Here is a 26,950-nt window from a genome sequence, read left to right on the forward strand (position 1 = left end):
TACCCACGCTCTGCGTGGGTATGTTGATCAGGACGCTCGGCATCTGCCGTAATGCCGGGCGTGGCAACGATAAAACGCCTTTCCGCCGTCTAAGCTAGGGTAAGCCCCGAGCGGAGACGCGCCATGCGAACCTTGAGTCTGTCCCTCCTGTTGTTGCTGCTGCTGCCCGTGCAGGCGCAGCCGGTATACGAATCGGCGCAGCAGCGCTTTCGCGTCGAGACGGTGGTGGATGGGCTGGCGCACCCCTGGTCACTGGCCTTTCTGCCCGACGGCAGCCTGCTCGTCACCGAACGGCCGGGACGGCTGCGGCTGGTGCGCGACGGTCGTCTGCTGCCGCAGGCGGTGAGCGGCCTGCCGGAAGTGGCGGCGCGCGGTCAGGGTGGCCTGCTCGATGTGGTGCTGCATCCAAAGTTCGCCACTAACCGGCTGATCTATTTCTCCTATGCGGCGGCGGACGAGGGCGGTTACACCACTCGCGTCGCCCGCGGCCGCTTCGATGGCGAGCGCTTGGCCCTCGATCATGTGCAGATGCTGTTCGAGGCCCTGCCGCGCTCGCGCCGTACCCACCACTTCGGTTCGCGGCTGCTGTTCGACCGCGCCGGTTTTCTCTACATCACCGTGGGCGATCGCGGCGACATGGACCGCGCCCAGCGGCGCGACGACCACGCCGGTTCAGTGATCCGCCTGCACGACGACGGCCGCGTCCCCGCCGACAATCCCTTTGTCGGGCAGCAGAACATCCGCCCCGAGATATACAGCTACGGCCACCGCAACCCCCAGGGCATGACCCTGCACCCGGACACCGGCGCGGTGTGGCTGCATGAGCACGGCCCGCGCGGCGGCGATGAGATCAACATCGTGCGTCCCGGGCTCAATTACGGCTGGCCGGTGATCACCCATGGCATCGACTACACCTACCTGCCCATCGGCATCGGCACCCACAAGGAAGGCATGGAGCAGCCGCTGTACCACTGGACGCCATCCATCGCGCCGTCGGGCATGGCCTTTTACAGCGGCGATGCGTTCCCGCGCTGGCGCGGCAATCTGTTTGTCGGTGCCCTGGTGCGCACCCACCTGGCCCGCCTCACGCTGGACGGCGAGCGGGTGGTGGCCGAGGAACAGCTGCTGACCACCCTGGGCCGGCGCATCCGCGACGTGCGCCAGGGGCCGGATGGCCGCCTGTGGCTGCTCACCGACCACGACCCCGGCCAGCTGCTGCGCCTGGAGCCGGTGGAATAATAGGGAGGGTCAAGTTTCCGGCCGCGCCGCCGACATAGCGGGTAAACCGGTAATGGCGGGTATTCCTGTGGCCTTGTTCCTGCGGAAGTGGGTGGTGTTATGCGTCGGACTGTGTCCGGCCGGCCCGGTGCTGGCCGGCATGCAGCACTATGGCGCCGCCCTGCACGAGGCCAAGTGGGAAGTCAGCTCCAGCCGCCTGTCCTGCACGCTGAGTCACACCATCCCGCTGTATGGCACCGTCCGCTTCGAGGGCCGCGCCGGCGGCAACCTCGACTTCGTGGTGCAGGTACTGCGCCGGCCGGCGCAGGCCGGTGTGGCGCAACTGGCCTCGCTGGCCCCGGCCTGGAAGCATGATGCCCCGGCGCTGGACCTGGGCCAGGTCAGTGTGGCCGACAGCAGCGAGCCGTTCCGTTTTGATCGTCCCCTGGCGCGGCGCCTGCTGGCCGAACTGGAAAAGGGCATGGTCCCCACCTTCACCTATCAGGACTGGGCCGATGGCCGCGACCAGGTGACGGTGGCCGTCTCCTCCGTCAACGTGAAGGCGGCGCTGGGCGAGTTCCTGCACTGCCTGAACGGCTTGCTGGCCTATGACTTCGACAAGGTGAAGCAGACCCTGGTCACCTTTGCCTTCGACAGCGCCGCCCTGAGCCGCGAGGCGCGGCTGGCGCTGGATCGGGTGGCCGACTATCTGCTGGCCGACCCCGAGGTGAGCAAGGTGATGATCGAAGGCCATACGGACAACGTCGGTTTCCGCCGCTACAACGAGCAGCTCAGCCGCCGGCGCAGCGAGGCGGTGCGCGACTACCTGGTGGCCAAGGGGGTGGAAAAGGGCAAGTTCACCATCCGTCCTTTCGGCGAGAGCAAGCCCCTCGCCAGCAACCGCGTCGACACCGGTCGTGCGGTCAACCGCCGCGTGGTCGTGCTGCTGGTGAAATAACCCCTGAGACTGCTTGGTTTGCGCCCGGCGTCCGCCGCCATTTTTTCCAATAGCTGCGCGACGTCTCGGTTATAATTGCTCCCCTTTGCGCCGCCGGGCGGCGGCGTACGGCACAAATCTTTCGGGGAGTCTTCCATGTCCGGCATCAAGAAAGTGGTCCTGGCCTATTCCGGCGGCCTCGACACCTCCATCATTCTCAAGTGGCTGAAGGACAAGTACGGCTGCGAGGTGGTGACCTTCACCGCCGACATCGGCCAGGGCGAGGAGGTCGAGCCGGCCCGCGCCAAGGCGAAGGCCATGGGCGTGAAGGAGATCTACATCGACGACCTGCGCGAGGAGTACGCGCGCGACTTCGTGTTTCCCATGTTCCGCGCCAACACCCTGTACGAGGGAGAATACCTGCTCGGCACTTCCATCGCCCGCCCGCTCATCGCCAAGCGCCTCATCGAGATCGCCAACGAGACCGGCGCCGACGCCATCTCCCACGGCGCCACCGGCAAGGGCAACGACCAGGTGCGTTTCGAACTGGGCGCCTATGCGCTGAAGCCGGACGTGAAGGTGATCGCGCCGTGGCGCGAGTGGGACCTCACTTCGCGCGAGAAGCTGATGGCCTACGCCGAGCAGCACAACATCCCGGTGGACTTCGCCAAGAAGGGCAAGAAGTCGCCCTATTCCATGGATGCCAACCTGCTGCACATCTCCTACGAGGGCGGCGTGCTGGAAGATCCGTGGAGTGAGCCGGAAGAGGACATGTGGCGCTGGTCGGTTTCACCCGAAAAGGCCCCGGACACCCCGACCTATGTGGAACTGACCTACCGCAAGGGCGATATCGTCGCCATCGACGGCAAGGCCATGACCCCGGCCCAGGTGATGGCGCATCTCAACGCGGTGGCCGGCGCCAATGGCATCGGCCGCGCCGACATCGTGGAGAACCGCTACGTCGGCATGAAGTCGCGCGGCGCCTACGAGACCCCAGCCGGCACCGTGATGCTGAAGGGCCACCGCGCCATCGAGTCGCTCACCCTGGACCGCGAGGTGGCGCACCTGAAGGACGAGCTGATGCCGCGCTATGCCTCGCTCATCTACAACGGCTACTGGTGGAGCCCGGAGCGCAAGATGCTGCAGGCGATGATCGACGCCTCGCAGGAGCATGTGAACGGTGTGGTGCGCCTCAAGCTGTACAAGGGCAATGTCATCGTCGCCGGGCGCAAGTCGGAGAGCGATTCGCTGTTCGACGCCAACATCGCCACCTTCGAGGATGATGCCGGCGCCTACAACCAGAAGGATGCCGAGGGTTTCATCAAGCTGAACGCCCTGCGCATGCGCATCGCCGCCAAGCGCGGCCGCTGATCCACCAAGTCGATAACGAGCGGGCGGCCACGCAGCCGCTCGCCATCCGCCACACGGGGTTTACTGGAGGAGTGGCTGGTACAGCGATGAATGACATCGTAGTCGAAAGCCTGCGTGCCTTGCTGCTGGGATTGATCGTGGCCTGGCTGTGGCATGTGGGACGCAAGCATGGCCTGGCGCGGCAGCCGGGTTGGCGCGTCATCTGGTCGGGTTTTCTGGTGGTGTTTGCCGCCGGCCTGCTTGATCTTGCCAGTAATTTTACCTCCCAGTCCCTCCCGCATGCGCTTGCTGCAACCCATGTCGTGTTGTACGAGGGTGGCTATCTGGCAGGCATCGCACTGCTGGCGCTGGGTTTCTGGCGCTGGATGCCCGGTATCGCCGCCATGGCACAGATGCAGCGCCAGCTGTGCGGTGACGAGACGGTGCAATGCGATGTGCCGGTGCGGGCCAGTGAACTGCAGATCATCAATGCCCGCCTGGAACAGGAGGTGCGGCGCCGCGAGCGGGTGGAGCGGCGCCTGCAGCAGGAAAAGGAACGTCAGCTGGTCACGCTGCAATCCATTGGTGATGGCGTCATCACCACCGATACCAACGGCATCATCGATTACATCAACCCGGTGGGCGAGCGGCTTACCGCCTGCGAAGATGGCAGCGCCATCGGCCGCCACTATCTCGACGTACTCAGTCTGGTGGACGAGGCCACCGGCGAGGCGCTGGCGGATCTGGTCAGTCTGTGCCTGAGCCAGAACGGTGCCCTGGTACATGCCGACGACGGCGTGCTGACCCACGCCGATGGCACCGAGTACAACATCAACGTCAGTGCCGCCCCCATGCGTGACAGCGACGGTCAGGTGATCGGCGCGGCCCTGGTGCTGCACGACCTCACCGAGGTGATGGGCATTGCGCGCCAGCTCGGTTATCAGGCCAGTCACGACATGTTGACCGGGCTGGTCAACCGGCGTGAATTCGAGCGCCTGCTGGAACGCGCGATCCGTACCGCGCGCAGCGGTGAAGGCGAGCATGCGATGTTCTATATCGACCTGGATCAGTTCAAGCTGGTCAACGACAGTTGCGGTCACCGTGCCGGTGATGAACTGCTGGCCTTGCTGTCCACCCTGTTGCAACGCCATTTGCGCGACGCCGATACTCTGGCGCGCCTGGGTGGTGACGAGTTTGGCGTGCTGCTGGAGAGCTGCGACCTGGATAACGCGCTGCTCATCGCCGAGGAGCTGCGCCAGGTTATTCATGAGTTCCGTTTTGTCTGGCAGGGCAAGACCTTCGAGATCGGCGCCAGCATCGGCATCGTCCCCATCGGCAGGAACTGTGGCCGTCTGGCCGAGGTGATGAGCGCCGCGGATACGGCCTGCTATGTGTCCAAGGACCTGGGCCGCAACCGTATCCATGTCTACACCCCCGACGACCGTGAGGTGGTACACCATCATGGCGAGATGGCCTGGGTGCACCGTATCACGCAAGCCTTCGAGGACGATCGCCTGCGGCTGTATGCGCAGCCCATCGTGGCGCTGCGCGCGGAGGACCGGACGCCGACGCACTACGAGGTGTTGATGCGCATGATAGGCAGTGAAGGGGACCTGATACCGCCGATGGCCTTCATCCCCGCCGCAGAACGCTACAATCTGATGCCGACCATCGATCGCTGGGTGGTGCGCACCACCCTGGGGCAGTTGCGTGAAGCGCAGGGGCCGCATGAATCCCCGCCGATACGCTGCACCATCAACCTGTCCGGCCAGTCGCTGGGAGACGATCACTTCCTCGATTTCGTCATCGAGCAGTTCCATGAGGCGGATATCGCGCCTGACAGCGTCTGCTTTGAGATCACCGAAACTGCTGCCATCTCAAACCTCAGCCGTGCCATGCAGTTCATTGATGTGCTGCGGGGTATGGGGTGCAGCTTCGCCCTGGATGACTTCGGCAGCGGCGTCAGTTCCTTCGCCTATCTGAAGAATCTGCACGTTGATTACCTCAAGATCGACGGCAGTTTTGTACGCGATATGGTGCGCGATACGGTGGATTTCGCTATGGTGGAGTCCATCAACCAGATCGGGCATGTGATGGGCCTGCGGACCATCGCCGAATTTGCCGAGAGTGGGGCCATCATAGACGCCCTGCGCCAGTTGCAGGTGGATTATGCGCAGGGTTATGCCATCGGCACCCCGCAGCCATTGCGCGATGTGTTGGCGCAGGCGATGCGGCTGCGTGACCAATGTGACGCCGTAGCCGGCTGAGTGCCGGCGCGGCGGAAAGGGAACGGATGAGGGAGTGGTAGTGGTACAGGATGTAACAGTAAACCTCGAGGTTGCCGATGGATTCTCGGCCCGTTGCCTGGCACATGCGGCCACGGTCATGGGCGGGGGCGTACTGGCTGCGCTGATGCTGGTGTGGCTGCTGCATGACGTGGTTCCCCCGGTGCGTCTGTATGGCTGGCTGGCAGCGCTGCTGCTGGCCTATCTGGGCTGGGGTGGCGTCCTGCACCTGTGGCGCGATTCACCCGAGGCCGCTCCGTTCGCCTTCGCCAGCAGCATCACGGCCCTGGTCTGGGGCAGTGCCACCGTCTTGTTTTCCGCGCTTACCCCCCTGCAGCAGCCGCTGTTGCTGCTGTTTCCTGCCTTGATCGCGGCGACGGCATTGCTGTCGCATACCACGCGGCGCTGGAGCGGCTCCCTGTTCATCGTGGCGGTCTTGCTGCCGCTGGCAGCGCGCAGTTTTCATCTCGGTGATGAGGAGCATCAGGCCTTAGGTCTGCTGATCCTGCTCTATGCCGCTGTGCTGCTGGCCCTGCTCCACCATGTGCATGGCATAGTCGCCGCCGGACGCCGGGCGGAGTTGCATGGCGCGTTACAGGCGGCGGAACTGGCACGCCAGCGCAGTAATTTCGTGCATGCCCGGCGCGTGGCGGAACTGGGGGAGTGGGAGTGGGATTTGGTCAGTGGTGAGATTCACTTGTCCGCCGCGGCCTGTACCCTGCTCGGTCTGGAGCAATGTGGCACGATCCGGCCGCAGACCCTGCTGGGCGCGATCCACTGGGAAGACCGCACCGCCTATCAATACAACATCGAACAGGCGGTACATAACGGTGGCCTGTTCAGTCGTGAGTTCCGGGTCGAACACCGCGATGGCAGTGTACGTGTCCTGCGCGATGCCGGCGAGGTGGTCCGTGATGCGGGCGGACGGCCGGTACGCCTGCTCGGCGTGCTGAGCGATATCACCGAGCGTGTCGCGGCAGAGCAGAAGACGCGCAGTACCTTGCAAGAGCTGAATCGTATCCTCAATCACATGCAGGATACCTATTACCGCGCCGATCCGGTGGGGCGGATCAGTTCTGTCTCCCGCTCCATGGAAAAACTGCTTGGTTATCTGCCGGAGGACTGTATCGGCAAGCGCATCGCGGACCTGTATGCGGTCGCCGGCTATGGCAAGACCTTCCTCGATGATTTGCACGCACGCGGTGGTGTGCTCAGTAACTATGAGATTCACATGCGCCACAGGAATGGCCAGCGCGTGTGGGTGTCGCTCAATGCCCAATTCATTCACGACGAGCGTGGTCGCGTCGTCGGGCTGGAAGGCACCATCCGTGATATCAACGAGTTGAAGCAGGCGCAGCAGGCGCTGCACCACGAAAAGGAGCGCGCCCTGGTCACCCTGCAGTCCATCGGCGACGGCGTCATCACCACCGACGAGTTCGGCATGGTCGACTACCTCAATCCCACCGCGGAACGTCTGCTGCATGTGAGTTCGGCGCAGGCGATAGGGGTGCACCATCGTGAGGTGCTGCGTCTAGTGGATGAGGCCACCGGCGAGTCGCTGGGCGATCTGGTGCGCATGTGTCTCACCCTGGATGCGGGTGCGGTGCATGCCGACGAAGGTCTGCTGTTGCAGGATGACGGCAGCCGCTTCCATCTCAAGGTGACAGCGGCGCCGATGCGCGACCATTTTGGCCATGTAGTCGGTGCCGTGCTGGCGTTGCATGACATTACCGAGGTGATGGGCATGGCGCGGCAGCTCAGTTACCAGGCCACCCATGACATGCTCACCGGCTTGTATAACCGCCGCGTGTTCGAAAAACGCACCGAGGAAAAGCTGCGCGAGGCCCAGGCCGGCGGCGGCAGCAGCGTGTTGTTCTACATGGACCTCGATCAGTTCAAGGTGGTGAACGACACCTGTGGCCATCAGGCTGGTGATGAGCTGCTGGGACAGATTGCGCAGCTGATGCAGCAGCGTGTGCGCGAGACTGATGTGCTGGCGCGCCTGGGCGGTGATGAGTTCGGTGTGTTGCTGGAGCATTGTCCCCTGGACAAGGCCTGCCTCATTGCCGAAGGGGTGCGTGCTGCGGTGCGCGATTACCGCTTTGCCTGGGACGACAAGAGCTTCGAGATCGGCGTATCCATCGGTGTGGTGCCGATTGCGCCGGACAGCGGCAATCTGGCCGACGTGCTGGCGGCGGCCGATGCGGCCTGTTATGTCGCCAAGGACCATGGCCGTAACCGTATCCACGTCTATCAGCCCGATGACCTGGCGGTGGCGCAGCGCTACGGCGAGATGGAGTGGGTGCACCGCCTGTCGTCCGCCTTCGACAATGAACGCTTCGTGCTCTACGCACAGCCGGTGGCGCATATTGCCGGTGATCGCGTGGTGTCCCACTACGAGGTGTTGCTGCGCATGATCGATGAAACCGGGCGGGTGGTGCCGCCCGGCGCCTTCATCCCGGCGGCGGAGCGCTACAACCTGATGCCGACCATCGACCGCTGGGTATTGCGTCAGACCTTTGCCCAGTTGCGCGCGGCGCAGGGTGATCTGGCCTTCCCGCCGGTGGAGTGCGCCATCAATCTGTCCGGCCAGTCATTGTGTGACGAGCACTTCCTTGAATATGTGATCGATTTGTTCGAACGCACCGGCATTCCCTGCGAGAGCATCTGCTTCGAGGTCACGGAAACTGCCGCCATTGCCAATCTGACGCGCGCCACCCGTTTCATGACCGTATTGCGTGGCATGGGCTGCAGTTTCGCCCTGGATGACTTTGGTTCCGGCCTCAGTTCCTTCGGCTATCTCAAGAATCTGCCGGTGGACTACCTCAAGATCGACGGCGGTTTCGTGCGCGACATGGTGATCGACAAGGTGGACCGCGCCATGGTGGAGTCCATCAATCAGGTGGGCCATGTGCTGGGCCTCAAGACCATCGGCGAGTTTGCCGAGAGCGAGGCGGTGCTGATGGCGCTGGAGAAGGCCGGCATCGATTACGCGCAGGGCAGCGGCATCGCCACCCCGAGCCCATTCGCCGAAATACTGGCGCTGGAAACGCGGCAATCGCAGCAGGATGTTGAGAACGCCTGAGCCAGCCTCCATGGTGGCTAGGGGCCTGAGGTGGACTACCGTGAACACGAAAGGAGGACGGCCATGCGCATACTGCACACGATGATCCGGGTGGGTGATCTGGACCGCTCGATTCGTTTCTATACCGAAGTGCTGGGCATGAAACTGCTGCGGCGCAAGGACTATCCGGAAGGAAAATTCACCCTGGCCTTTGTCGGCTATGGCGACGAGGCCAGCAACAGCGTCATCGAACTGACCTACAACTGGGGCGTGGCGAGCTACGAACTGGGCACCGGCTTCGGCCATCTGGCCCTGGAGGTCGATGACGTCTACCAGGCGGCGGAGGCGATACGGGCGCGCGGCGGCAGGATCCTGCGGGAACCCGGCCCGATGAATGCCGGCACCACGCTGATCGCCTTTGTCGCCGATCCGGATGGTTATCCCATAGAACTCATCGGGCGCAAAGGTTGATTGCTTTACCAAGCCGATCGACTGATTTAGAATGCGTCTAAATTTTTCTGCAACGGGAAACGATGATGCGTAATGGATGGTGTTGGGGTCTGGTCATTGCAGCGCTGGCCTTGAGCGGGGCGGCAGCGGCCGACCAGAACGGAGACTGGCGCAAGAGCGGCGACACCGAGGCCAAGGTGGAACAGATCCTCAAGACCCTGCCGTCCACCGCCCACGTGATGATCGAGGTGGGCGAGCGTTATCAGAACCTGTACTGGGCGGGCAAGCTCGGCCAGTGGGAGTTCGCCGAGTACCAGATGGAAGAGATCGCCAAGCTCATCGAGTTGCTGCAGATCAGCTCCCCCAAGCGCGCCGCCACCGCGCAGGTATTTCTGGATCACGCCATGGTGGAGTTCGACGCCGCCTTCAAGAAGAAGGATTGGGGCACCTTCCTGCACGCCTTCCGCACCATGCGCGCGCAATGCATCCTCTGCCACAACAACAACGACCATGGCTTCATCGTGCCACCGGAACACCCGATCACGGCCAATAGCGTGATCCTCAATCTGCCGCGCTGACGGCAGAAGCAGGACCAAAGCCAAAAGGTACACAAGGTGCGCGGATGCGCACCTTGTCTATTACTCAGCGTTCCTTTCTTCGGGCAGGCTCCGCTTGTCACCGTTCTCATCCAGGCAGACGAAGGTCACCTGGGTGGAGAACACCAATTCTTCCAGACCGGTCTCGATATTGTCGGCGTAGACGCTGACGGCGTAGCGTACCGAGGTCGTCCCCCGGTGCGCGCGCGCTACGTCGAAGCGCAGGATGGCACCCTTGTCCACACCCCTGCGGAACTCCACCTTGTCCATACCGATGGTGACGAACTTGCAGCCGGGATAATCCAGGCTGGCGGCAATCCAGGAGTATTCGTCGGTCCACTTCAGCATGTTGCCGCCGAACAGATAACCGTAGTGGTTGAGGTGTTCGGGCAGGACCAGCTTGTATTGGTTCATGGCGGCGCTCCTTGATTGAACACCGCCATTTTCCCACAGCCGGCCGGACTATTCACCGCAACGGCGCCAGGCAGCGGCGCGCCGTCGCGGTGAAGCCGTCCTTTCAGTGATGGTGATGGTCGTCGTGGCTGTGGCTGTGGTCGGCTGCGGCGGGCGCGACGGCGCGCGGCGCCAGCGGTGTGAAGCGGGCCTGTTCGGGCGCCTGGCCCGGCAGCGTGATGCTGAGCACCACCCGCATGGACGGGTCCATGGTGAATTCGCCCTTGCCGCCGAGGCGGTTGTCACCGGCGGGGGCCAGTGCGATGGTGCTGCGGTTCTTGCCTACCAGCACGGTGGCGCTACCACTGGCGCCGGCGCTGGCGACGGGTTGGTCGGCGTGATCGGTGAGGTAGACGGTGAGCGTGCCGGGTTCGACCACCAGCTCGAAGTGGTACATGCCGGCCATGCGCATCTGGCCGCCGTGCGGTGTGGCAATGCTGTCGAGATACTCGTCGCTGTGGGCCAGGGCCTGACCGGTGATGGTCAGCGCCGCGGCCATGAGCAGGGTGGGCAGCAGTTTCATCATATTTCTCCTTACGTGTGATGGTTATCAATCAATAGGTTTCGGCGCGCTGTTCGCCGAGCAGTTGTTGCAGCGGCTTTTCGCCCCACAGCCAGAACAGCAGCGGGGTGAGCAGGGTGTCGAGTACGGTGGCGCTGATGAGGCCGCCGAAGATCACCACCGCCACCGGGTGCAGGATCTCCTTGCCGGGATCTCCGGCAGCAAGCAGCAGCGGCACCAGGGCGATGGCCGTGACCAGGGCGGTCATCAGCACCGGTGTCAGCCGCTCCAGGGAACCGCGCACGATCAGCTCGCGACCGAAACTCTCGCCCTCGAACACGGCGAGATTGATGTAGTGGCTGATCTTGAGGATGCCGTTGCGCGCGGCGATGCCGGTGAGGGTGATGAAACCGATGAGGGTGGCGACGCTGAGCTGCTCGCCGCTGATCCACAGGGTGGCCACGCTGCCCACCAGGGCGAGGGGAATGCTGCCGAGGATCATGGCGGTGAGGCGCCATGATTTGTAGCGGCTGTACAGCACCAGCACCACCAGCAGCAGCGACAGCAGGGCCAGCCAGGTGATGAGGCGGGTGGCCTGCTCCTGTGCCTGGAACTGCCCTTCCAGGCTGTGGAAGTAGCCGGCCGGCAGGCGTTGTTCGGCCAGGGCGGCGCGGACCTGTTCCACCACAGCGCTCACGTCGCGGCCGTCGCTGTTGGCGGCAATGACGATGCGGCGCCGGCCGTTGTCGCGGCTGATCTGGTTGGGGCCGTCCACTTCCTCTATGTCGGCGATGAGGCGCAATGGCACGTGGCCGGCCGGCGTCTCGATGAGCAGACTCTCCAGCGCCGCGGCGCCACGGCGCTCCTCCGGCAGGCGCAGCACCACGTCGAAGCGGCGGTTGCCGTCGATTACCTGCGCCACGCGCGCGCCGCCCACCAGGGTCTCCAGCGCCGCCAGCAGTTGCGCCGGGTTGACGCCGTAGGCGGCGGCACGCTGGTAGTCGAGACGCACCACCTGCTGCGGGATCAGCACCTGCTTTTCGATCTGCACGTCCACCAGGCCGGGAATGGCCAGCAGACGGCCGTGCAGATCGGCGGCGAGGCCGCGCAGGGTGTCGAGGTCGTCACCGAAGATCTTCACCGCGATCTGCGCGCGGATGCCGGACAGCAGGTGATCGAGGCGGTGCGAGATGGGCTGACCCAGGCTGACGCCCGCCGGCAGCGGCGCCAGGCGGCGGCGGATATCGGCCATGATCGCCTCGCGGTCGCGCTCCGATGGCCGCAGGTCCACCTCCAGCTCGGTGGTGTGCACGCCCTCGGCATGTTCGTCCAGTTCGGTACGGCCGGTGCGCCGCCCCACCTGCACCACTTCCGGCACATCCATCACCAGCCGCTCGGCCAGCGCGCCGATGCGGTTGGACTCGCCCAGGCTGGTGCCCGGATTGAGCATCATGGTGATGGTGAGGGTGCCTTCGTTGAAGGCCGGCAGGAAGGCGCGCGGCAGGAACGGCACGGCGGCGGCAGCGGCGATGATCAACGCCAGTGCTCCCCCGAGCAGCAGGCGCGGATGGTCGAAGGACCAGTGCAGCAGTGTGCGGTCCCACTGCTTGAGCCGGCGCACCAGCGGGCTGTCGTCCTCCGGCAGGTGCTTCATGCGCGGCAGCAGGTAGTAGCACAGCACTGGCGTGACGGTGATCGCTACCAGCATGCTGGCGAGGATCGACACCACGTAGGCAATGCCGAGCGGCGTGAACAGACGGCCTTCGATGCCGGGCAGGGCAAACAGCGGCACGAACACCAGCACGATGATTGCCGTGGCGTAGACGATGCCGGAGCGCACCTCGGCGGTGGCTGCGGCAATCACCTTGAGTGCATCGAATGGTGTACCGCTGGCGCGCCGCGCCTTGAGGCGGCGGAACACGTTTTCCATTCCCACCACGGCGTCATCCACCAGTTCGCCGATGGCGATGGCGAGTCCGCCCAGGGTCATGGTGTTGATGGACAGGCCGAACCAGCGGAACACCAGCACCGTCATCAGCAGCGACAGCGGAATGGCGGCGAGAGCGATGAAGGTGGTGCGTGTGTTGAGCAGGAACAGGAACAACACCACCGCCACCATGATGGCGCCGTCGCGCAGCGCCTCGCCCACATTGCCCACCGCCGCCTCGATGAAGTCGGCCTGGCGGAACAGGATCTGCGGCTGGCCGACGCCGGCCGGCAGGGTGCGCGCCAGATCGCTCAGTGCCGCCTCCACCGCGCCGGTGAGCTGCACGGTATCGGCGGCCGGCTGTTTCTGCACCGACACGATCACCGCCGGCGCGCCGTTGAAGCCCGCATCGCCGCGCTTCACCGCCGCGCCGTAATCGGCGCTGGCCAGCTGGCGCAGCAGGATTGGCCGGTTGTCCCGCCAGGCCACCACCAGGTTGCGCAGATCGTCGAGGCGGGTGGTGCGGCCGATGTGGCGGATCAGGTATTCGCGTGAGGCGCTGTCGAGAAAGCCGCCGCTGGTGTTCACCGCGAAATTGCGCAGCGCGCCCTCCAGCTGCTCCAGCGATACGCCGAGGTCTTCCATGCGCAGCGGGTCGGGCGTCACCTGATACTGGCGTACCTCGCCGCCGATGGCGATCACCTGGGCCACACCCGGTAGAGTAAGCAGGCGCGGACGGATCACCCAGTCCGCCGTCTCGCGCGCCGCCATCGGGTCGGCATCCTGTGCCACCGGGATCGCCACCAGCAGGATCTCACCCATGATGGAACTGATCGGTCCCATGTGTGGTGTGATACCGGCCGGCAATTGATCGCGCACCAGGCCCAGGCGTTCCGCCACCTGTTGGCGGTTGCGATACACCTCGGTGCCCCAGTCGAACTCCACATAGACGATGGACAGGCCGATGCCCGACACCGAGCGCACGCGCACCACACCGGGCATGCCGTTCATCGCCGACTCGATGGGAAAGGTGACCAGCTGTTCCACCTCCTCCGGCGCCATGCCGTAGGCCTCGGTCATCAGGGTGACGGTGGGACGGTTGAGATCGGGGAATACGTCGATGCCCATCTGGCGCAGGCTGAGCGAGCCCCAGGCCATGAGCAGCACGGCAGCGGCGAGCACCAGCAGGCGCTGGCGCAGGCTGGCAGTGATCAGTTGATTGAACACGGCGCGCCCTCCTCAGCGGATCTGTTCGAGCAGGGACGCGCCCTGCACCACCACGCGCTCGCCGCCGCCGAGGCCGGCGGTAATGGCGACGCTGGCGCCGTCCAGCGCCTCGATGCTTACCCGCTGCGGAGTGAAGTGTTCGGCACCCTGCTTGAGCCACACGCGCCACTCACCGCCCGGGCCGCGCGTCACCGCCTCGCGCGGCAATGCAACACCATGCATGCTGTCGGTCAGGCGCGCGTAGACCGTGACCTTTTCATCCACCGCCAGCGCCGGCAGCGGTGGCAGCAACTCGAATTGCAGCGGCACTGCCTGCTGGCGCAGACGCGTGCCGGCACCGAGCAGGCGCGCCGGCACTACCGCCCCGGAGGCGAGGCGCACGCTGGCATCCCGGATGCGTGCGGCGAGTCCGGCATCGAAGGCGACGGCATCCACCCACAGGCGCTGCGGCTGCACGATCTCGAACAGGATGTCGCCGGCCGCCACCACGCCGCCGGCACGAACGGTACTGAGGCTGATCACGCCGTCGAGGGGGGCGGTGAGCGCTTCGTCCTTGTACAGGCCGGCGGCCACCGCATCGCGTCGCCGTTGCAGGCTGCGCACCGCCACGGCGGCGGCGTCCAGTTCCTTTTCCGTCACGCTGTCGCGCAACTGCTGCAGGCGGATCAGTTGTCGCTCCGCCACCTCCAGCTCGCCCTTGATCTCGGCCAGCTGTGCCTCCTTTTCGCCGTGATCGATGGCAGCGGCCAGCGGCACCAGCCGCACCAGCATCTGACCCTTGCGCACGCCCTGCCCCAGATACGGCAGGCCGTCGGGGCCGGCGAGCAGACGGCCGGCGCGTGGTGCCTGTACCGCGCCGCTGGCGTTGGGGTCGGGGACCACATGGCCCATCAGCTCCACGCTGCGCGCCAGTTCGCCCGGTTGCGCGAGCTGGGTGCGGATCGCCAGCAGATGCTGACTGGGCTTGGGCAGGAACAGGCCGCCACCGGGGAGGCGCGCTGGCGTGTCGTCGTTCGGCTGCACCGTGGCGGGTTCTGCGCCGTGATCGTGTCCCGGTCCGGCATGGGTGTCCGGCATGATGAGTAGCGCCAGCAGCAGGGCGGCGAGCGGCGTGCCGCGCAGGAGACGGCGGCGGCCTGCCAGCAGTGCGCCCGCGGCCAGCAAAATACCGGCGGCGATCGCCCATTCCAGCCAGTGGTTGTGGGTGTCCGCATGCGCCTCTGGCGCGACCTCCAGCGCCGCGATGAGCACCTCGTCGATATCACCGGCGTGGATGAAGATCATCAGGTTGTGACGCCCGGGCTGGCGCATTGGACCGGCGTCGGCGCGGTAGCGTCCGGGGGCGCTCTCCACCGCCTCCGCGCTCCACGTACCCGCCTCCAGGCTCAGTGCGGCGCCGGTGATGGGCTCGTTGCTGTCGTAGGCATCGAGCCACAGGGTGAGCTCGCCGTCGTGCAGGCGGCCGAGCAGCTCCAGGCCCGAACCGTGGGCCTCGAAACGGGGGGCGAGCGGCGTGGCCGGCAATGCCGGTGCCGCAGCGCCGTGGTCGTGGCCCTCATGGGCCGGCAACACCGGCGCCCACAGCGCCAGCAGCAGGGTGAACAGAATACGCATGATGATCCTCGTCGGGTACGGAAACAAAACATCCGGACGACAGGACGGGACACACGCAGACGACGCGCAGGGGCGCGCCGGGCCGGTGCGGAACCGTCCCTAGACGAGGAGGGCGCGGGGAGGTCGGTGTGGCAGGGCGGGGATGAAGGATGGCAGGCGTGGCGTCATGGTGGCATCGACGCCGCCGGACAAGGGGGCATGATCCTTGAGTGCCGCCGCGGGCAGGGCCAGGGCGCCGCACAACTGGCACAGGTTGCAGTTGTCGCAGGCCAGCGCATGGCTCAGGCCATCGTCAGACTCGGCCTGGTCATGGCTGTGGTGGGCATGGGATTCGTGGTGGTGACCGTCGTGCTGGGATAGGGCGCTGCTGGCGGTGTCGTGCTTGTGACAGGCGAAGGGCATGAAGCCGGCGGCAAAACCCTGTACGGGCAGCCACAGCAGCACCAGCCAGATGATCGCCTTACGCCAACCTTGCATCATGGATTCCGTATGCGGGGTAAACATGTGACCGCCACTCTGAGCGGCGGTTCCGCAAGCCTATCACAGCGGCGGCAGGATGAAACCGTCCAATCAGTGTGACCTCACCCTCGCCGCAGGCAGGCCAGGTAGGCCGCCTCGTCGGGGGCACGGCCGGCGCGCTGCGCCTCCCACAGGGCCTGACCGAGGCACTCCATCATGTGGTGTTCGACCGCATGGGCATCGCCCAGGCGCAGCAACAGGGCACGGTAGGCGGTGACGATGCCGGCGGGGCGGTCGTTGCCCAGTTGCTCGCGGATGGCGATGTGCATGCCCATGTGCAGGAAAGGATTGGACTGGCCCATCTCCGGGGTGTAGTCCTGCGCCAATGACTCCTCGCTTTCGAGCAGCGCATGGTATTCCGGGTGCTCGCTCACCACCTCGGCGATCTGCCGCTCCAGCGGCTCCAGCGGCAGGTTCTCGCGCAGCTTGCGCCAGGCATCCAGATAGAAGCGGCGCAACGCGGTTCTGTCATTGCCGAACAGCATCACGGCTTCACCGCAAAGGCGCAAAGAGCGCAAAGGTTTGATCCACGGTAGGTCATGATTTGGTTTTCTTGGCGCTCTTTGCGCCTTTGCGGTGAGATGCTTTTTCGCCTTCGTCGCTGGTCTTGTGCTTGTACTCGCACAGGTCTTCGATGATGCAGGCCTGACACTTGGGCTTGCGCGCCACGCAGATGTAGCGGCCGTGCAGGATCAGCCAGTGGTGGGCGTCCTGCTTGAATTCCGCCGGCACCACCTTCTCCAGCTTCTTTTCCACCTCCAGCACGGTCTTGCCCGGCGCGATGCCGGTGCGGTTGCTCACCCGGAAGATGTGGGTGTCGACAGCGATGGTGGGCTGGCCAAAGGCGGTGTTGAGCACCACGTTGGCGGTCTTGCGGCCGACGCCGGGCAGCGCCTCCAGTGCGGCGCGCTCGGCGGGCACTTCACCGCCATGCTGCTCCAGCAGGATACGGCAGGTCTTGATGATGTTCTCCGCCTTGCTGTTGTATAGGCCGATGGTCTTGACGTATTCCTTCAGCCCGTCGAGGCCGAGACCGAGGATCGCCTGCGGTGTGTTGGCGACGGGAAACAGCTTGGCGGTGGCCTTGTTGACGCCCTTGTCGGTGGCCTGTGCCGACAGCACTACCGCCACCAGCAGCTCAAACGGCGTGCTGTAGTGCAGTTCGGTGGTGGGGGCGGGGTTTTCCGCGCGCAGGCGCGTGAAGATTTCGTGGCGTTTGGCGGCATTCATGGTGAGCGGTGGTCAGCTTTTTTGCAGCAACATGACGCCGGGCAGGTTGGCAAAATGCATGTCGCAGGTCAGCAGGTCGGCGCCGTGTTGCAGCGCGGTGGCATAGACGATGGCGTCGGCAGTGGCCAGTTTGTGCTGGCGGTGCAGTTCGGCGGCCAGCAGGGCGGTCTGGGTGTCGAGGGATGCCACGATGCACTTCTGGGTGTAGGCGATGACCCGATCCGCCTCGTCTTCACCCACTTCACGCACCAGCCACTTGGACAGTTCCAGTTGCACGAGGGTGGGTACGATCCATTCGCTCTGGGGTGGGAGTTCCCTGCCCAGGGTTTCCGCCAGTGGGCCGGCGATCAGCCACTCGATCCAGGCCGAGGTGTCGACCACCCGCATCAATAACGATCCCCGTGATCCCGGTAGTTTTCCGGATTGGCGCCCTTGGCGATGCCGGCCAATTGGTTCAGTTCAGGTACGGGGATGACCAATACGCCGCTGCCTTTGGGGATGAATACAAATTCCTGGCCGGCCTGCCAGTGCTGCATGTCCCGGATCGCCTTGGGGATGGATATCTGAAACTTGTTCGATAGGGTTGCCGTGGCCGCCATAATCTTACCTCCAGGCATTCGATGCCGGTTTGGTAAGAATCATAGCACGCCGGCCGCTGGGTGGATCAGGGCGCGGCGGGGACTTGGGCGGTACGGGTGGCAGGTTCGGTGTGCCGCACACGACGCTGGTCGATGACGTTCTTCAGGGCAATGAGCAGCCCCAGGCCGATGAAGGCGCCGGGCGGCAGGATGGCGAGGAGGAAGCCCTTGTAGTCATCGAATACGGTGAGGCTGAAGGAGCGCGCGGCCTCGCCGAACATCAGATGGGCCTGGTCGAACAGGGTGCCGGAGCCGAGCAGCTCGCGCATGGCGCCGAGCAGCACCAGGGCGGCGGCGAAGCCGAGGCCCATGGTGAAGGCGTCGACGAAGGCGCGGCCGATGTTGTTCTTGGAGGCGAAGGCCTCGGCGCGGCCCAGGATCGAGCAGTTGGTGACGATCAGCGGGATGAAGATACCGAGGATGCCGTGCAGTTCGTGGAACCAGGCATTCATGGCGAGTTCGATGGCGGTGACGATGCTGGCGATGAGCATCACGAACACCGCGATGCGGATGTCCGGGCGGATCAGGTTGCGGATCGCCGAGACGGTGACGCTGGACAGCACCAGGGTGAGCAGGGTGGCGATACCGAGGCCGAGGCCGTTGACCACGTTGGAGGTCACCGCCAGCAGCGGGCACAGGCCGAGGATCTGCACGAAGGCGACGTTGTTGTGCCACAGGCCGTCGCCGGCGATTTGGCGCAGGGACTTGTCAGCCATGGGGGGCCTCCTGTTGCGACGCCGTTGCCGCGCCGTCGTCGAACAGCGTGTCGCGGTGCTGCTGATAATAGTGCAGCGCGTTGTGCACTGCCTTGACCACGGCGCGCGGTGTGACGGTGGCGCCGGTGAACTGATCGAACACGCCACCGTCCTTCTTAACCTTCCATTTTTCCGGCGCCGGGTTGTCCAGCGAGCGGCCGGCAAAGCCATGCACCCAGTCGGAACGGGTTGTGTCAACCTTGTCGCCCAGGCCGGGGGTTTCGCGGTGGTTGGTGACGCGCACGCCAGCCAGGCTGCCGTCGTGATTGATGGCGATGAGCAGGTGGATGTCGCCGCTGTAGCCGTCGGGGGCCACGGCGGTCAGCGCCAGGGCCACCGGCTGGCCACCCTTGCGCGCGCGGTATACCTGTTGCGGCGCGTTGCTGCCCAGCAGCGCCGGGTCGCGTATCTCGGTGCGATCGATGGCCGGGTCGTTGTCGTAGCGTTCCGGCAGGATCAGGGCATGCAGGCTGTGCAGCAGGGTGTCGCGCTCGTTCTGCGCGATGCGCTCGCGCGTGCTTTCATAGGTGAACGCCACCAGCGAGGTGCCGATGACGGCGAACAGGCCGAGCAGGGAGGCGCTGAGCAGCATCTTCTTGAACGGCATCGTCAGCCCCTGTTGTGGCCGTACACCCGCGGCTGGGTGTAGTAATCGATGGCGGGGGCGGCCATGTTCATCAGCAGCACGCCGAAGGCGACGCCGTCGGGGAAGCCGCCCCAGGTGCGGATGACGAAGATCAGCAGGCCCACGCCGATGCCGAACACCAGCTGGCCGCGTGCGCTGGTGGCGCCGCTCACCGGATCGGTGGCGATGAAGAAGGCGCCGAGCAGGGCGCCGCCGCTGGCGAGGTGGAACAGCGGGCTGGCGTAGAGTTCGGGATTGATGAGGTGGAACAGCGTGGCGATCAGCGCCAGACTGCCCAGCACCGCCACCGGCACGTGCCAGGTGATGACGCGGCGCCACAGCAGCCACAGGCCACCGAGCAGGATGAGGCCGTTGATGATCTCCCAGCCCTTGCCGCCGAGATAACCGAAGATCGGGCCGCCGCGGATCTCGCTCACCGTGTGCGCCATGCCCAGCTGCACTTTCATTGTGTCGAGCACGGTGGCGGAGGTGAGGGCGTCCATGGGGATGTCCGCCGGCAGGGCGCCGGTGAGGCTGTGCAGCAGCACTTGCACCAGGCCGAGGTCGGCGCTGCGCAGGCCGGCGGGTGCGGCCCAGGAGGTCATCTCCTGCGGAAACGATACCAGCAGCAGCACATAACCGGCCATGGCCGGATTGAACGGATTGAAGCCCAGGCCGCCATACAGCTGCTTGGCGAACACGATGGCAAAGAAGCTGCCTGTGGCGACCAACCACCACGGCGCCAGCGGCGGCAGGGCAACGGCCAGCAGCAGGGCGGTGACCAGGGCGCTGCCGTCGCGCAGGGTGAGCAGGATCGGGCGGCGGCGCAGGGCGAGCACGGCGGCCTCGCTGGCCAGCGCCGTGGTGATGGCCACCAGCAGATTGATCAGCACGCCCCAGCCGAACAGCCAGATGCAGCCGGCGACGGCGGGCAGCAGCGCGTACACCACGCGCAACATCACGTTGCTGACGTTGGCCGGGCCGTGCAGGTGCGGTGAACTGACGATCGGGTGGTTCATGGTGAATTATCTCGCTCCGCGAATGAACGCGAATGGACGCAAATAACACATGGAACAACCGTGTATGGGGTTTTGTATTTGTGCATATTTGCGTTCATTCGCGGACTCACTCTTCCTTATCCGTCGCAGCGCGGCGCGCATCCGCCTCTTCGATCTGGCGCTGCTGCTCCGGTGTCAGGTTGTCGGTGTTCTGCGGTTCGACGCCGGCGGCCTCGCGCTTGGCCTTGGCCCGCTCCATCGCCGCCTTGATGGCGGCCTTCTTGGCCTCCTCGCTGTCGGCGGCGGGCGATTCTTCCAGCGCAGCCTTTTTCTTCGCCAGCTTGGCGGCGCGCTCGGCCTTTTCCCGCTCCTGGCGTTCGGTGCGGAAATCGTGGCGCTCGCGCGCCAGCTCGGCCTTTTTCTTTTCCCGTGCCTGGGTCCAGATGCTGGTCTTGGCGTAGCGGTAGTACTGCACCAGGGGCAGATTGGCGGGACAGACATAGGCGCAGCAGCCGCACTCGATGCAGTCGAACAGGTTGTAGTCCTGGGCGTGGTCGAAGTCCTTGGCACGGGCATGCCAGTACAGTTGTTGCGGCAGCAGGTTGGCCGGACAGACGCGGGCGCATTCACCGCAGCGGATGCAGTTGCGCACCGCACCGTGCTGGCCGAACTCGCCCGGCGTGAGTGCCAGGACGCAGTTGCCGGTCTTGGTGATCGGTAGGCCGCGGTGTTGCAGCATAATTCCCATCAGCGGGCCGCCCAGTACCAGGCGCGACAGTGTAGGTGTGGTGCCGCCGCATTGTGCCAGCAGGTCATCAACGGGCGTGCCGATGAGTACTTCCAGGTTGCGCGGGCTGACGACGCCACGGCCGGTAACGGTGACGATGCGCGAGATCAGCGGCTCGCCCAGCTCTACTGCGCGATGCACGGCAGCGGCGGTGGCGACGTTGTGGCAGACGATGTTGATGTCGATGGGTAGGCCCTGCGCCGGCACTTCCTTGCCGGTGAGCACCTTGATCAACTGCTTCTCGCCGCCGGTGGGATACAGCGTCGGCACCTGCACCAGTTCGATATCGCTGCGGTCGTGGCGGGACAGGGCCTCGCGCAGTGCGGCGTGGGCCTGCGGCTTGTTGTCTTCGATGCCGATCACCACGTGGCGCGCATGCAGGGCGTGGCGCATGATGCGGGCGCCGGCGATCACCTCGTCGGCCCGTTCGCGCATCAGGCGGTCGTCGCAGGTGATGTAGGGTTCGCACTCGGCGGCGTTGAGGATCAGCGTCTCCACTTCGGTACGCGCGCCGGGATTGAGCTTGATGAAGCTGGGGAAACCGGCGCCGCCCAGACCGACGATACCCGCCTCGCGGATCAGGGTGCGCAGCTCGCTGGGGCTGAGCGCAGCCCAGTTGGCGTGCGGATGCAGTTCGGTCCAGCGATCCTCGCCGTCGCTGTCGAGGACGATGCAGGGGGCGCTGAGGCCCGACGGGTGCGGTACCGCGCGTTCCTCGATGGCCGTGATCACACCCGAGGTGGGCGCGTGCAGCGCCGCGCTGACGAAACCGTCGGGCTGGGCGATCATCTGCCCTTTGAGCACACGCTGCCCCACCTCCACCACCGGCTTGGCCGGCGCGCCGATGTGCTGCTGCAAGGGCAGCACCAGGCGCTTGGGCAGGCGGGCGGGCTGGATCGGCGGTTCGCAGGACAACGCCTTGTGATCGGGTAGGTGCAGGCCACCGTGGAAACGGTACAGCTTGCGCGGAGTGGCGTGATGATTGCCGACGTGTCTGGTCATGACGCGGTTCCCGGCTTGATGCTGGCGGCCGGATACGGCCAGGTCCAGGTGGCGGGCTCCACCTTGATCGGGATCATGCTGATGCAGTCCACCGGACAGGGTTCCACGCACAGTTCGCAGCCGGTGCATTCGTCCGCGATGATGGTGTGCATCTGTTTGGCGGCGCCGAGGATGGCATCCACCGGACAGGCCTGCAGGCACAGGGTGCAGCCAATGCAGGTCTGTTCGTCGATGAAGGCAACCATTTTTTCCTTGGCACCGCCTTCCACCGGTTTGGCATCACGCCCCAGCAGATCTGCCAGCGCCATCACCACTGTCTCGCCGCCGGGGGGGCACATGTTGATGTCGGCCTCGCCCTTGGCAATGGCCTCGGCATAGGGATGGCAACCGGCGAAACCGCACTGGCCGCACTGCGTCTGCGGCAGGATGGCGTCGATCTTGTCGACGATGGGATCGCTCTCCACCTTGAAGCGCACGGCCGCATAGCCGAGCAGCAGGCCGAAGACCAGTGCGAGCAGGGCGAGGGCGAGGATCGCGGTAAGCATCGTTTAAATGCAGTCCGCAAATGAACGCGAATAAACGCGAATGGAGTTCATGCGAGAGACGGAGTCGTGTCGCGGTGCTACATATGGGCGTGTATTTGCGTTCATTCGCGGACCCAAGCCCTTAGCCCTTCACCAGGCCGGAGAAGCCCATGAACGCCATCGACATCAGACCCGCGGTGATCAGGGCGATGGCGGGGCCACGGAACACGGTGGGGACGTCGCTGACGGTGATGCGCTCGCGCATGGCGGCGAACAGCACCAGCACCAGGGAGAAACCGACGGCGGCGCCGAAGCCATAGACGGCGGATTCGAGGAAGCTGTGCTGCGCCTTGGTATTGAGCAGGGCCACGCCGAGCACGGCGCAGTTGGTGGTAATCAGCGGCAGGAAGATGCCGAGCACCTGATACAGCACCGGGCTGGTCTTGTGCACCACCATCTCGGTGAACTGCACCACCACGGCGATCACCAGGATGAAGGCGATGGTACGCAGGTATTCGATGCCGAGCGGGGCGAGCAGGAACTCGTTCACCAGGTAACTGCTGATCGACGACAGGGTGAGCACGAAGGTGGTGGCGAGGCCCATGCCGATGGCAGTTTCCAGCTTGCGCGACACGCCCATGAACGGACACAGGCCGAGAAACTTCACCAACACGAAGTTGTTGACCAGCACCGTGCTGACGAGGATGAGGGCGTATTCGGTCATGAAGTCGGAGGCAAGTGGAAAGAAAAAAGATACAAGTACCTTAAATGGTTAGTGCAAAGATAGCAGAAGCGGCGCTTGGGCAAGAATGATCATTCGCAATCCTCTTTAATCTTTGCGCTTGTAACTTGTATCTGCCTATTTGATGCGCATGCCTGGTTGGGCGCCGCTGTCGGGACTGAGGATGAACAGGTCCTTGCCGCCGGGTCCGGCGGCCAGCACCATGCCCTCGGACAGACCGAACTTCATCTTGCGCGGGGCGAGGTTGGCCACCATCACGGTGTGGCGGCCTTCCAGGTCCTTGGGTTCGTAGGCGGAGCGGATGCCCGCGAAGACATTGCGGGTTTCCCCGCCCAGGTCCAGGGTGAGCTGCAGCAGCTTGTCGGCGCCCTCCACGTAGGCGGCGGCGGCGATGCGCGCCACGCGCAGGTCCACCTTGGCGAAGTCGTCGATGCTGATGGTGTCGGCGATGGGGTCCATGGTGGTCTGGGTCTCGTGTTGTTGATGCTCGGCGTGGCGCACCTGGGAGTGACTGTCCGCAGCCGGTGTCATGCTGGCGGTGTTGGCGGCGATGAGGGCGTCGATCTGCTTGGCGTCGATGCGGGTCATCAGGTGGTTGTAGGCGTTGACCGCGTGGCCGGCCGGCAGGCGCGCAGGGATGTCATTCCAGGACAGCACGCCGGTGCCGAGGAACTGTTCCACCTGCGCAACGACCTTGGGCAGGATCGGCTTCAGATAGATGGACAGATCGCGGAACACTTGCAGGGTGGTGGTGCAGATGGCATGCAGGCGCGCGTCGTTGGCGCTGTCCTTGGCCAGTTCCCACGGCTTGTTGCCGTCCACGTACTGATTGGCGAGGTCGGCCAGGCGCATGATCTCGCGCACCGCCTTGCCGTATTCGCGCTGCTCGTAGGCGTCGGCGATGGTGCCGGCGGCGGCGCTGATCTCGCTTTCCAGGTTGGTCGTCTCGTCGTGGGCGCCCAGCTTGCCGCCGAAGCGCTTGCCGATGAAGCTGGCGGTGCGCGCGGCGATGTTGACGTACTTGCCGATGAGGTCGGCGTTCACGCGGGCGACGAAGTCCTCCAGGTTGAGGTCGATGTCATCGACGCCGCTGCCCAGCTTGGCGGCGAAGTAGTAGCGCAGCCATTCCGGGTTGAGGTGTTGCAGGTAGCTGGACGCAGTGATGAAGGTGCCGCGCGACTTGGACATCTTGGTGCCGTTGACGGTGAGGAAGCCGTGGGCGAACACGCCGGTCGGGGTGCGGTAGCCGGCGCTCTCCAGTTCGGCGGGCCAGAACAGGGCGTGGAAATAGAGGATGTCCTTGCCGATGAAATGGTACAGCTCGGTCCCTTCCCGGGCCGCCTTGTGCTTGTCCCAATAGGCGTCGAAGTCGAGGCCGTTCTGGTCGCAGTAATTCCTGAAGCTGCCCATGTAGCCGATGGGGGCATCGAGCCAGACGTAGTAGTACTTGCCGGGGGCGCCGGGGATCTCGAAGCCGAAATAGGGGGCGTCGCGCGAGATGTCCCAGTCGGACAGGCCGGCGTCCAGCCACTCGGCGAGCTTGTTGGCCGATTCGGCCTGCACCCGCGGCGGCTGGATCCAGCCGCGCAGGAAGTCGGCGCACGCGCCCAGCTTGAAGAAGTGGTGGTCCGACTGCTTGCGCACCGGCGTGGCGCCCGATACCGCCGAATAGGGGTTGAGCAGGTCGGTGGGCGAGTAGGTGGTGCCGCAGGCCTCGCAGGAATCGCCGTACTGATCCTTGGCGTGGCACTTGGGGCATTCACCTTTAATAAAGCGATCCGGCAGGAACATCTCCTTCACCGGGTCGTAGTATTGCTCGATGGCCCGCACCTCGATGAGGCCGGCGGCCTTGAGCTTGGTGTAGATGTCATCGGCGTAGTGGCGGGTTTCCGGGCTGTTGGTGGAGTAATAGTTGTCGAAGCCCACCAGGAAGCCGTCGAAGTCGGCCTTGTGCTCGGCCCAGACGCGGGCGATGAGCTGCTCCGGGGTGATCCCTTCCTTCTCGGCGCGCAGCATGATGGGCGTGCCGTGGGTATCGTCGGCGCAGACGTAGTGGCACTGATGGCCGCGCAGCTTCTGGAAGCGCACCCAGATATCGGTCTGGATGTATTCCACCAGATGGCCGAGGTGAATCGGCCCGTTGGCATAGGGCAGGGCGCTGGTGACCAGAATCTTGCGGGGGATGTCCGTCATGGCGGTGATATCAGTGACTTACGGGGGTTTGAAAAAGGGGCATACAGTACCAATTATGGACAGGACTTGCCACCGAACCCCGGGGCAGGGAAATACTCTGGTATCATTGCGGGTCTTTCTATCCGGCCCCATGGTCCGTACAATACCCGATTTCATTACTAGGTGATTCGTGCCGCTCCCCGGATGCGGCCATTTACGGAGTGCTCAAGATGTCCAATGTGACCCAAGCGCAGGTCGAGAATGCGATCAAGCAGTACGTCGATCCTTATATGGAGAAGGATCTGGTTTCCGCCGGCTGCATCAAGAACATTGCCATCGACGGCGACAAGGTGACGGTGGACGTGGTCCTCGGTTTCCCCGCCCAGGGCTATGCCGATGAGCTGGCCGGGGCCGTCAAGTCCAAGGTGGAGTCCGTTGCCGGTGTCGGCAGTGCCACCGTCAAGGTCAACACCCTGATCGCCTCCCACGCCGCCCAGAAGGGCGTCAAGCACATCAAGGGCGTGAAGAACATCATCGCCGTGGCCTCCGGCAAGGGCGGCGTCGGCAAGTCCACCACCTCGGTCAACCTGGCCCTGGCCCTGGCCGCCGAAGGCGCCACCGTGGGCATCCTCGACGCCGACATCTACGGCCCGAGCCAGCCGCGCATGCTGGGCGTGGGCGGTACCCGCCCCGAGTCCAGCGACGGCCAGACCCTGAACCCGGTGATCAGCCACGGCCTGCAATCCATGTCCATCGGCTACCTCATCGACGAGGACACCCCGATGATCTGGCGCGGCCCGATGGTCACCCAGGCCCTGGAGCAGCTGCTCAACGACACCCAGTGGCGCGAGGTGGATTATCTGGTCATCGACCTGCCGCCCGGCACCGGCGACACCCAGCTGACCCTGGCGCAGAAGGTGCCGGTATCCGGCGCGGTGATCGTCACCACCCCGCAGGACATCGCCCTGCTCGACGCGCGCAAGGCCTACAAGATGTTCGAGAAGGTGGAGGTGCCGGTGCTCGGTGTGGTGGAGAACATGTCCATCCACATCTGCTCCAAGTGCGGCCACGAAGAACACATCTTCGGTCAGGGCGGCGGCCAGAGCATGGCCGAGCAGTACAGCATCCCGTTCCTGGGTGCCCTGCCGCTGGACATCCGCATCCGCGAGGAGGCCGACAACGGCAAGCCCACCGTGGTGGCCGAGCCGGACAGCCGCATCGCCCAGATCTACCGCGACATCGCCCGCCGCGTTGCCGCCAAGCTGGCGCTGAAGGCCAAGGACTACAGCACCAAGTTCCCGAAGATCGTCATTCAATAATCGGTGGCCAGCGGCA

At 64.9% G+C, this 26,950-nt stretch carries 24 protein-coding genes; 8 read left to right on the forward strand and 16 right to left on the reverse strand.

Features of this window, described 5'->3' with window-relative positions:
* Window positions 1-123 precede the first annotated feature (123 nt).
* From ACMV8A_RS03160 to ACMV8A_RS03190, 7 genes are all read left to right on the forward strand, one after another.
* On the forward strand, window positions 124-1,239 hold the full coding sequence (locus ACMV8A_RS03160; protein WP_495324277.1) for a PQQ-dependent sugar dehydrogenase: 1,116 nt from the start codon (window positions 124-126) through the stop codon (window positions 1,237-1,239).
* A 52-nt stretch (window positions 1,240-1,291) separates the two neighbouring features.
* Window positions 1,292-2,176, forward strand: coding sequence for a flagellar protein MotY (locus ACMV8A_RS03165; protein ID WP_495324278.1), 885 nt, complete (start codon window positions 1,292-1,294; stop codon window positions 2,174-2,176).
* Between the two features lie 135 nt (window positions 2,177-2,311).
* On the forward strand, window positions 2,312-3,526 hold the full coding sequence (locus tag ACMV8A_RS03170) for an argininosuccinate synthase (protein ID WP_495324279.1): 1,215 nt from the start codon (window positions 2,312-2,314) through the stop codon (window positions 3,524-3,526).
* Between the two features lie 86 nt (window positions 3,527-3,612).
* Window positions 3,613-5,772 (forward strand): EAL domain-containing protein, encoded by a 2,160-nt coding sequence (locus tag ACMV8A_RS03175; protein WP_495324280.1) that lies wholly within the window; start codon window positions 3,613-3,615, stop codon window positions 5,770-5,772.
* Between the two features lie 118 nt (window positions 5,773-5,890).
* Window positions 5,891-8,875 carry an EAL domain-containing protein gene (locus ACMV8A_RS03180; protein WP_495324281.1) on the forward strand — a complete coding sequence of 995 codons (2,985 nt, stop codon included), beginning with the start codon at window positions 5,891-5,893 and terminating at the stop codon, window positions 8,873-8,875.
* Window positions 8,876-8,938: 63 nt separating this feature from the next.
* On the forward strand, window positions 8,939-9,325 hold the full coding sequence (gene gloA, locus ACMV8A_RS03185) for a lactoylglutathione lyase (protein ID WP_495324282.1): 387 nt from the start codon (window positions 8,939-8,941) through the stop codon (window positions 9,323-9,325).
* Window positions 9,326-9,387: 62 nt separating this feature from the next.
* Entirely contained in the window at window positions 9,388-9,882 is a 495-nt protein-coding gene (locus ACMV8A_RS03190; protein WP_495324283.1) for a hypothetical protein, read from the forward strand.
* Between the two features lie 60 nt (window positions 9,883-9,942).
* On the opposite strand, the gene ACMV8A_RS03195 is transcribed toward ACMV8A_RS03190, so the two are convergent.
* The 16 genes from ACMV8A_RS03195 to metG all read right to left on the reverse strand — a co-directional run bounded on the left by ACMV8A_RS03195 (window position 9,943) and on the right by metG (window position 25,636).
* On the reverse strand, window positions 9,943-10,314 hold the full coding sequence (locus ACMV8A_RS03195) for an acyl-CoA thioesterase (RefSeq protein ID WP_495324284.1): 372 nt from the start codon (window positions 10,312-10,314) through the stop codon (window positions 9,943-9,945).
* 103 nt (window positions 10,315-10,417) lie between these two features.
* Window positions 10,418-10,876, reverse strand: a complete 459-nt coding sequence (locus ACMV8A_RS03200; RefSeq protein WP_495324285.1) for a hypothetical protein — start codon at window positions 10,874-10,876, stop codon at window positions 10,418-10,420.
* A gap of 31 nt (window positions 10,877-10,907) precedes the next feature.
* Window positions 10,908-14,009: an efflux RND transporter permease subunit gene (locus tag ACMV8A_RS03205; protein ID WP_495324286.1), complete on the reverse strand. Its 3,102-nt coding sequence runs from the start codon at window positions 14,007-14,009 to the stop codon at window positions 10,908-10,910.
* Between the two features lie 12 nt (window positions 14,010-14,021).
* A complete protein-coding gene (locus ACMV8A_RS03210) occupies window positions 14,022-15,623 on the reverse strand; it encodes an efflux RND transporter periplasmic adaptor subunit (protein WP_495324287.1) in 1,602 nt (533 codons plus the stop codon).
* 99 nt (window positions 15,624-15,722) lie between these two features.
* On the reverse strand, window positions 15,723-16,100 hold the full coding sequence (locus ACMV8A_RS03215) for a hypothetical protein (RefSeq protein ID WP_495324288.1): 378 nt from the start codon (window positions 16,098-16,100) through the stop codon (window positions 15,723-15,725).
* Between the two features lie 104 nt (window positions 16,101-16,204).
* Window positions 16,205-16,627, reverse strand: a complete 423-nt coding sequence (locus ACMV8A_RS03220) for a DUF1841 family protein (protein WP_495324289.1) — start codon at window positions 16,625-16,627, stop codon at window positions 16,205-16,207.
* 52 nt (window positions 16,628-16,679) lie between these two features.
* Window positions 16,680-17,372 carry an endonuclease III gene (nth, locus tag ACMV8A_RS03225; protein WP_495324290.1) on the reverse strand — a complete coding sequence of 231 codons (693 nt, stop codon included), beginning with the start codon at window positions 17,370-17,372 and terminating at the stop codon, window positions 16,680-16,682.
* Window positions 17,373-17,384: 12 nt separating this feature from the next.
* Entirely contained in the window at window positions 17,385-17,759 is a 375-nt protein-coding gene (locus ACMV8A_RS03230; protein WP_495324291.1) for a type II toxin-antitoxin system VapC family toxin, read from the reverse strand.
* Window positions 17,759-17,971 (reverse strand): AbrB/MazE/SpoVT family DNA-binding domain-containing protein, encoded by a 213-nt coding sequence (locus tag ACMV8A_RS03235; protein WP_495324292.1) that lies wholly within the window; start codon window positions 17,969-17,971, stop codon window positions 17,759-17,761. The genes ACMV8A_RS03230 and ACMV8A_RS03235 overlap by 1 nt, the downstream gene beginning before the upstream one ends.
* A 65-nt stretch (window positions 17,972-18,036) precedes the next feature.
* Window positions 18,037-18,726, reverse strand: coding sequence for an electron transport complex subunit E (locus ACMV8A_RS03240; RefSeq protein WP_495324293.1), 690 nt, complete (start codon window positions 18,724-18,726; stop codon window positions 18,037-18,039).
* Window positions 18,719-19,372, reverse strand: a complete 654-nt coding sequence (gene rsxG, locus ACMV8A_RS03245) for an electron transport complex subunit RsxG (RefSeq protein WP_495324294.1) — start codon at window positions 19,370-19,372, stop codon at window positions 18,719-18,721. Before rsxG ends, ACMV8A_RS03240 begins: the two co-directional genes overlap by 8 nt.
* Window positions 19,373-19,374: 2 nt before the next feature.
* Window positions 19,375-20,409 (reverse strand): electron transport complex subunit RsxD, encoded by a 1,035-nt coding sequence (gene rsxD / locus ACMV8A_RS03250; protein WP_495324295.1) that lies wholly within the window; start codon window positions 20,407-20,409, stop codon window positions 19,375-19,377.
* A gap of 106 nt (window positions 20,410-20,515) precedes the next feature.
* Window positions 20,516-22,177: an electron transport complex subunit RsxC gene (rsxC, locus tag ACMV8A_RS03255; RefSeq protein ID WP_495324296.1), complete on the reverse strand. Its 1,662-nt coding sequence runs from the start codon at window positions 22,175-22,177 to the stop codon at window positions 20,516-20,518.
* A complete protein-coding gene (rsxB, locus tag ACMV8A_RS03260; protein WP_495324297.1) occupies window positions 22,174-22,722 on the reverse strand; it encodes an electron transport complex subunit RsxB in 549 nt (182 codons plus the stop codon). Before rsxB ends, rsxC begins: the two co-directional genes overlap by 4 nt.
* A gap of 121 nt (window positions 22,723-22,843) precedes the next feature.
* Window positions 22,844-23,425, reverse strand: coding sequence for an electron transport complex subunit RsxA (gene rsxA, locus ACMV8A_RS03265; RefSeq protein WP_495324298.1), 582 nt, complete (start codon window positions 23,423-23,425; stop codon window positions 22,844-22,846).
* A 135-nt stretch (window positions 23,426-23,560) separates the two neighbouring features.
* Window positions 23,561-25,636, reverse strand: coding sequence for a methionine--tRNA ligase (gene metG / locus ACMV8A_RS03270; RefSeq protein ID WP_495324299.1), 2,076 nt, complete (start codon window positions 25,634-25,636; stop codon window positions 23,561-23,563).
* Window positions 25,637-25,845: 209 nt separating this feature from the next.
* On the opposite strand from metG, the gene apbC reads away from it, so the two are divergent.
* Entirely contained in the window at window positions 25,846-26,934 is a 1,089-nt protein-coding gene (gene apbC, locus ACMV8A_RS03275; RefSeq protein WP_495324300.1) for an iron-sulfur cluster carrier protein ApbC, read from the forward strand.
* Window positions 26,935-26,950 lie beyond the last annotated feature (16 nt).

The organism is Sulfurivermis sp. (assembly GCF_059410345.1).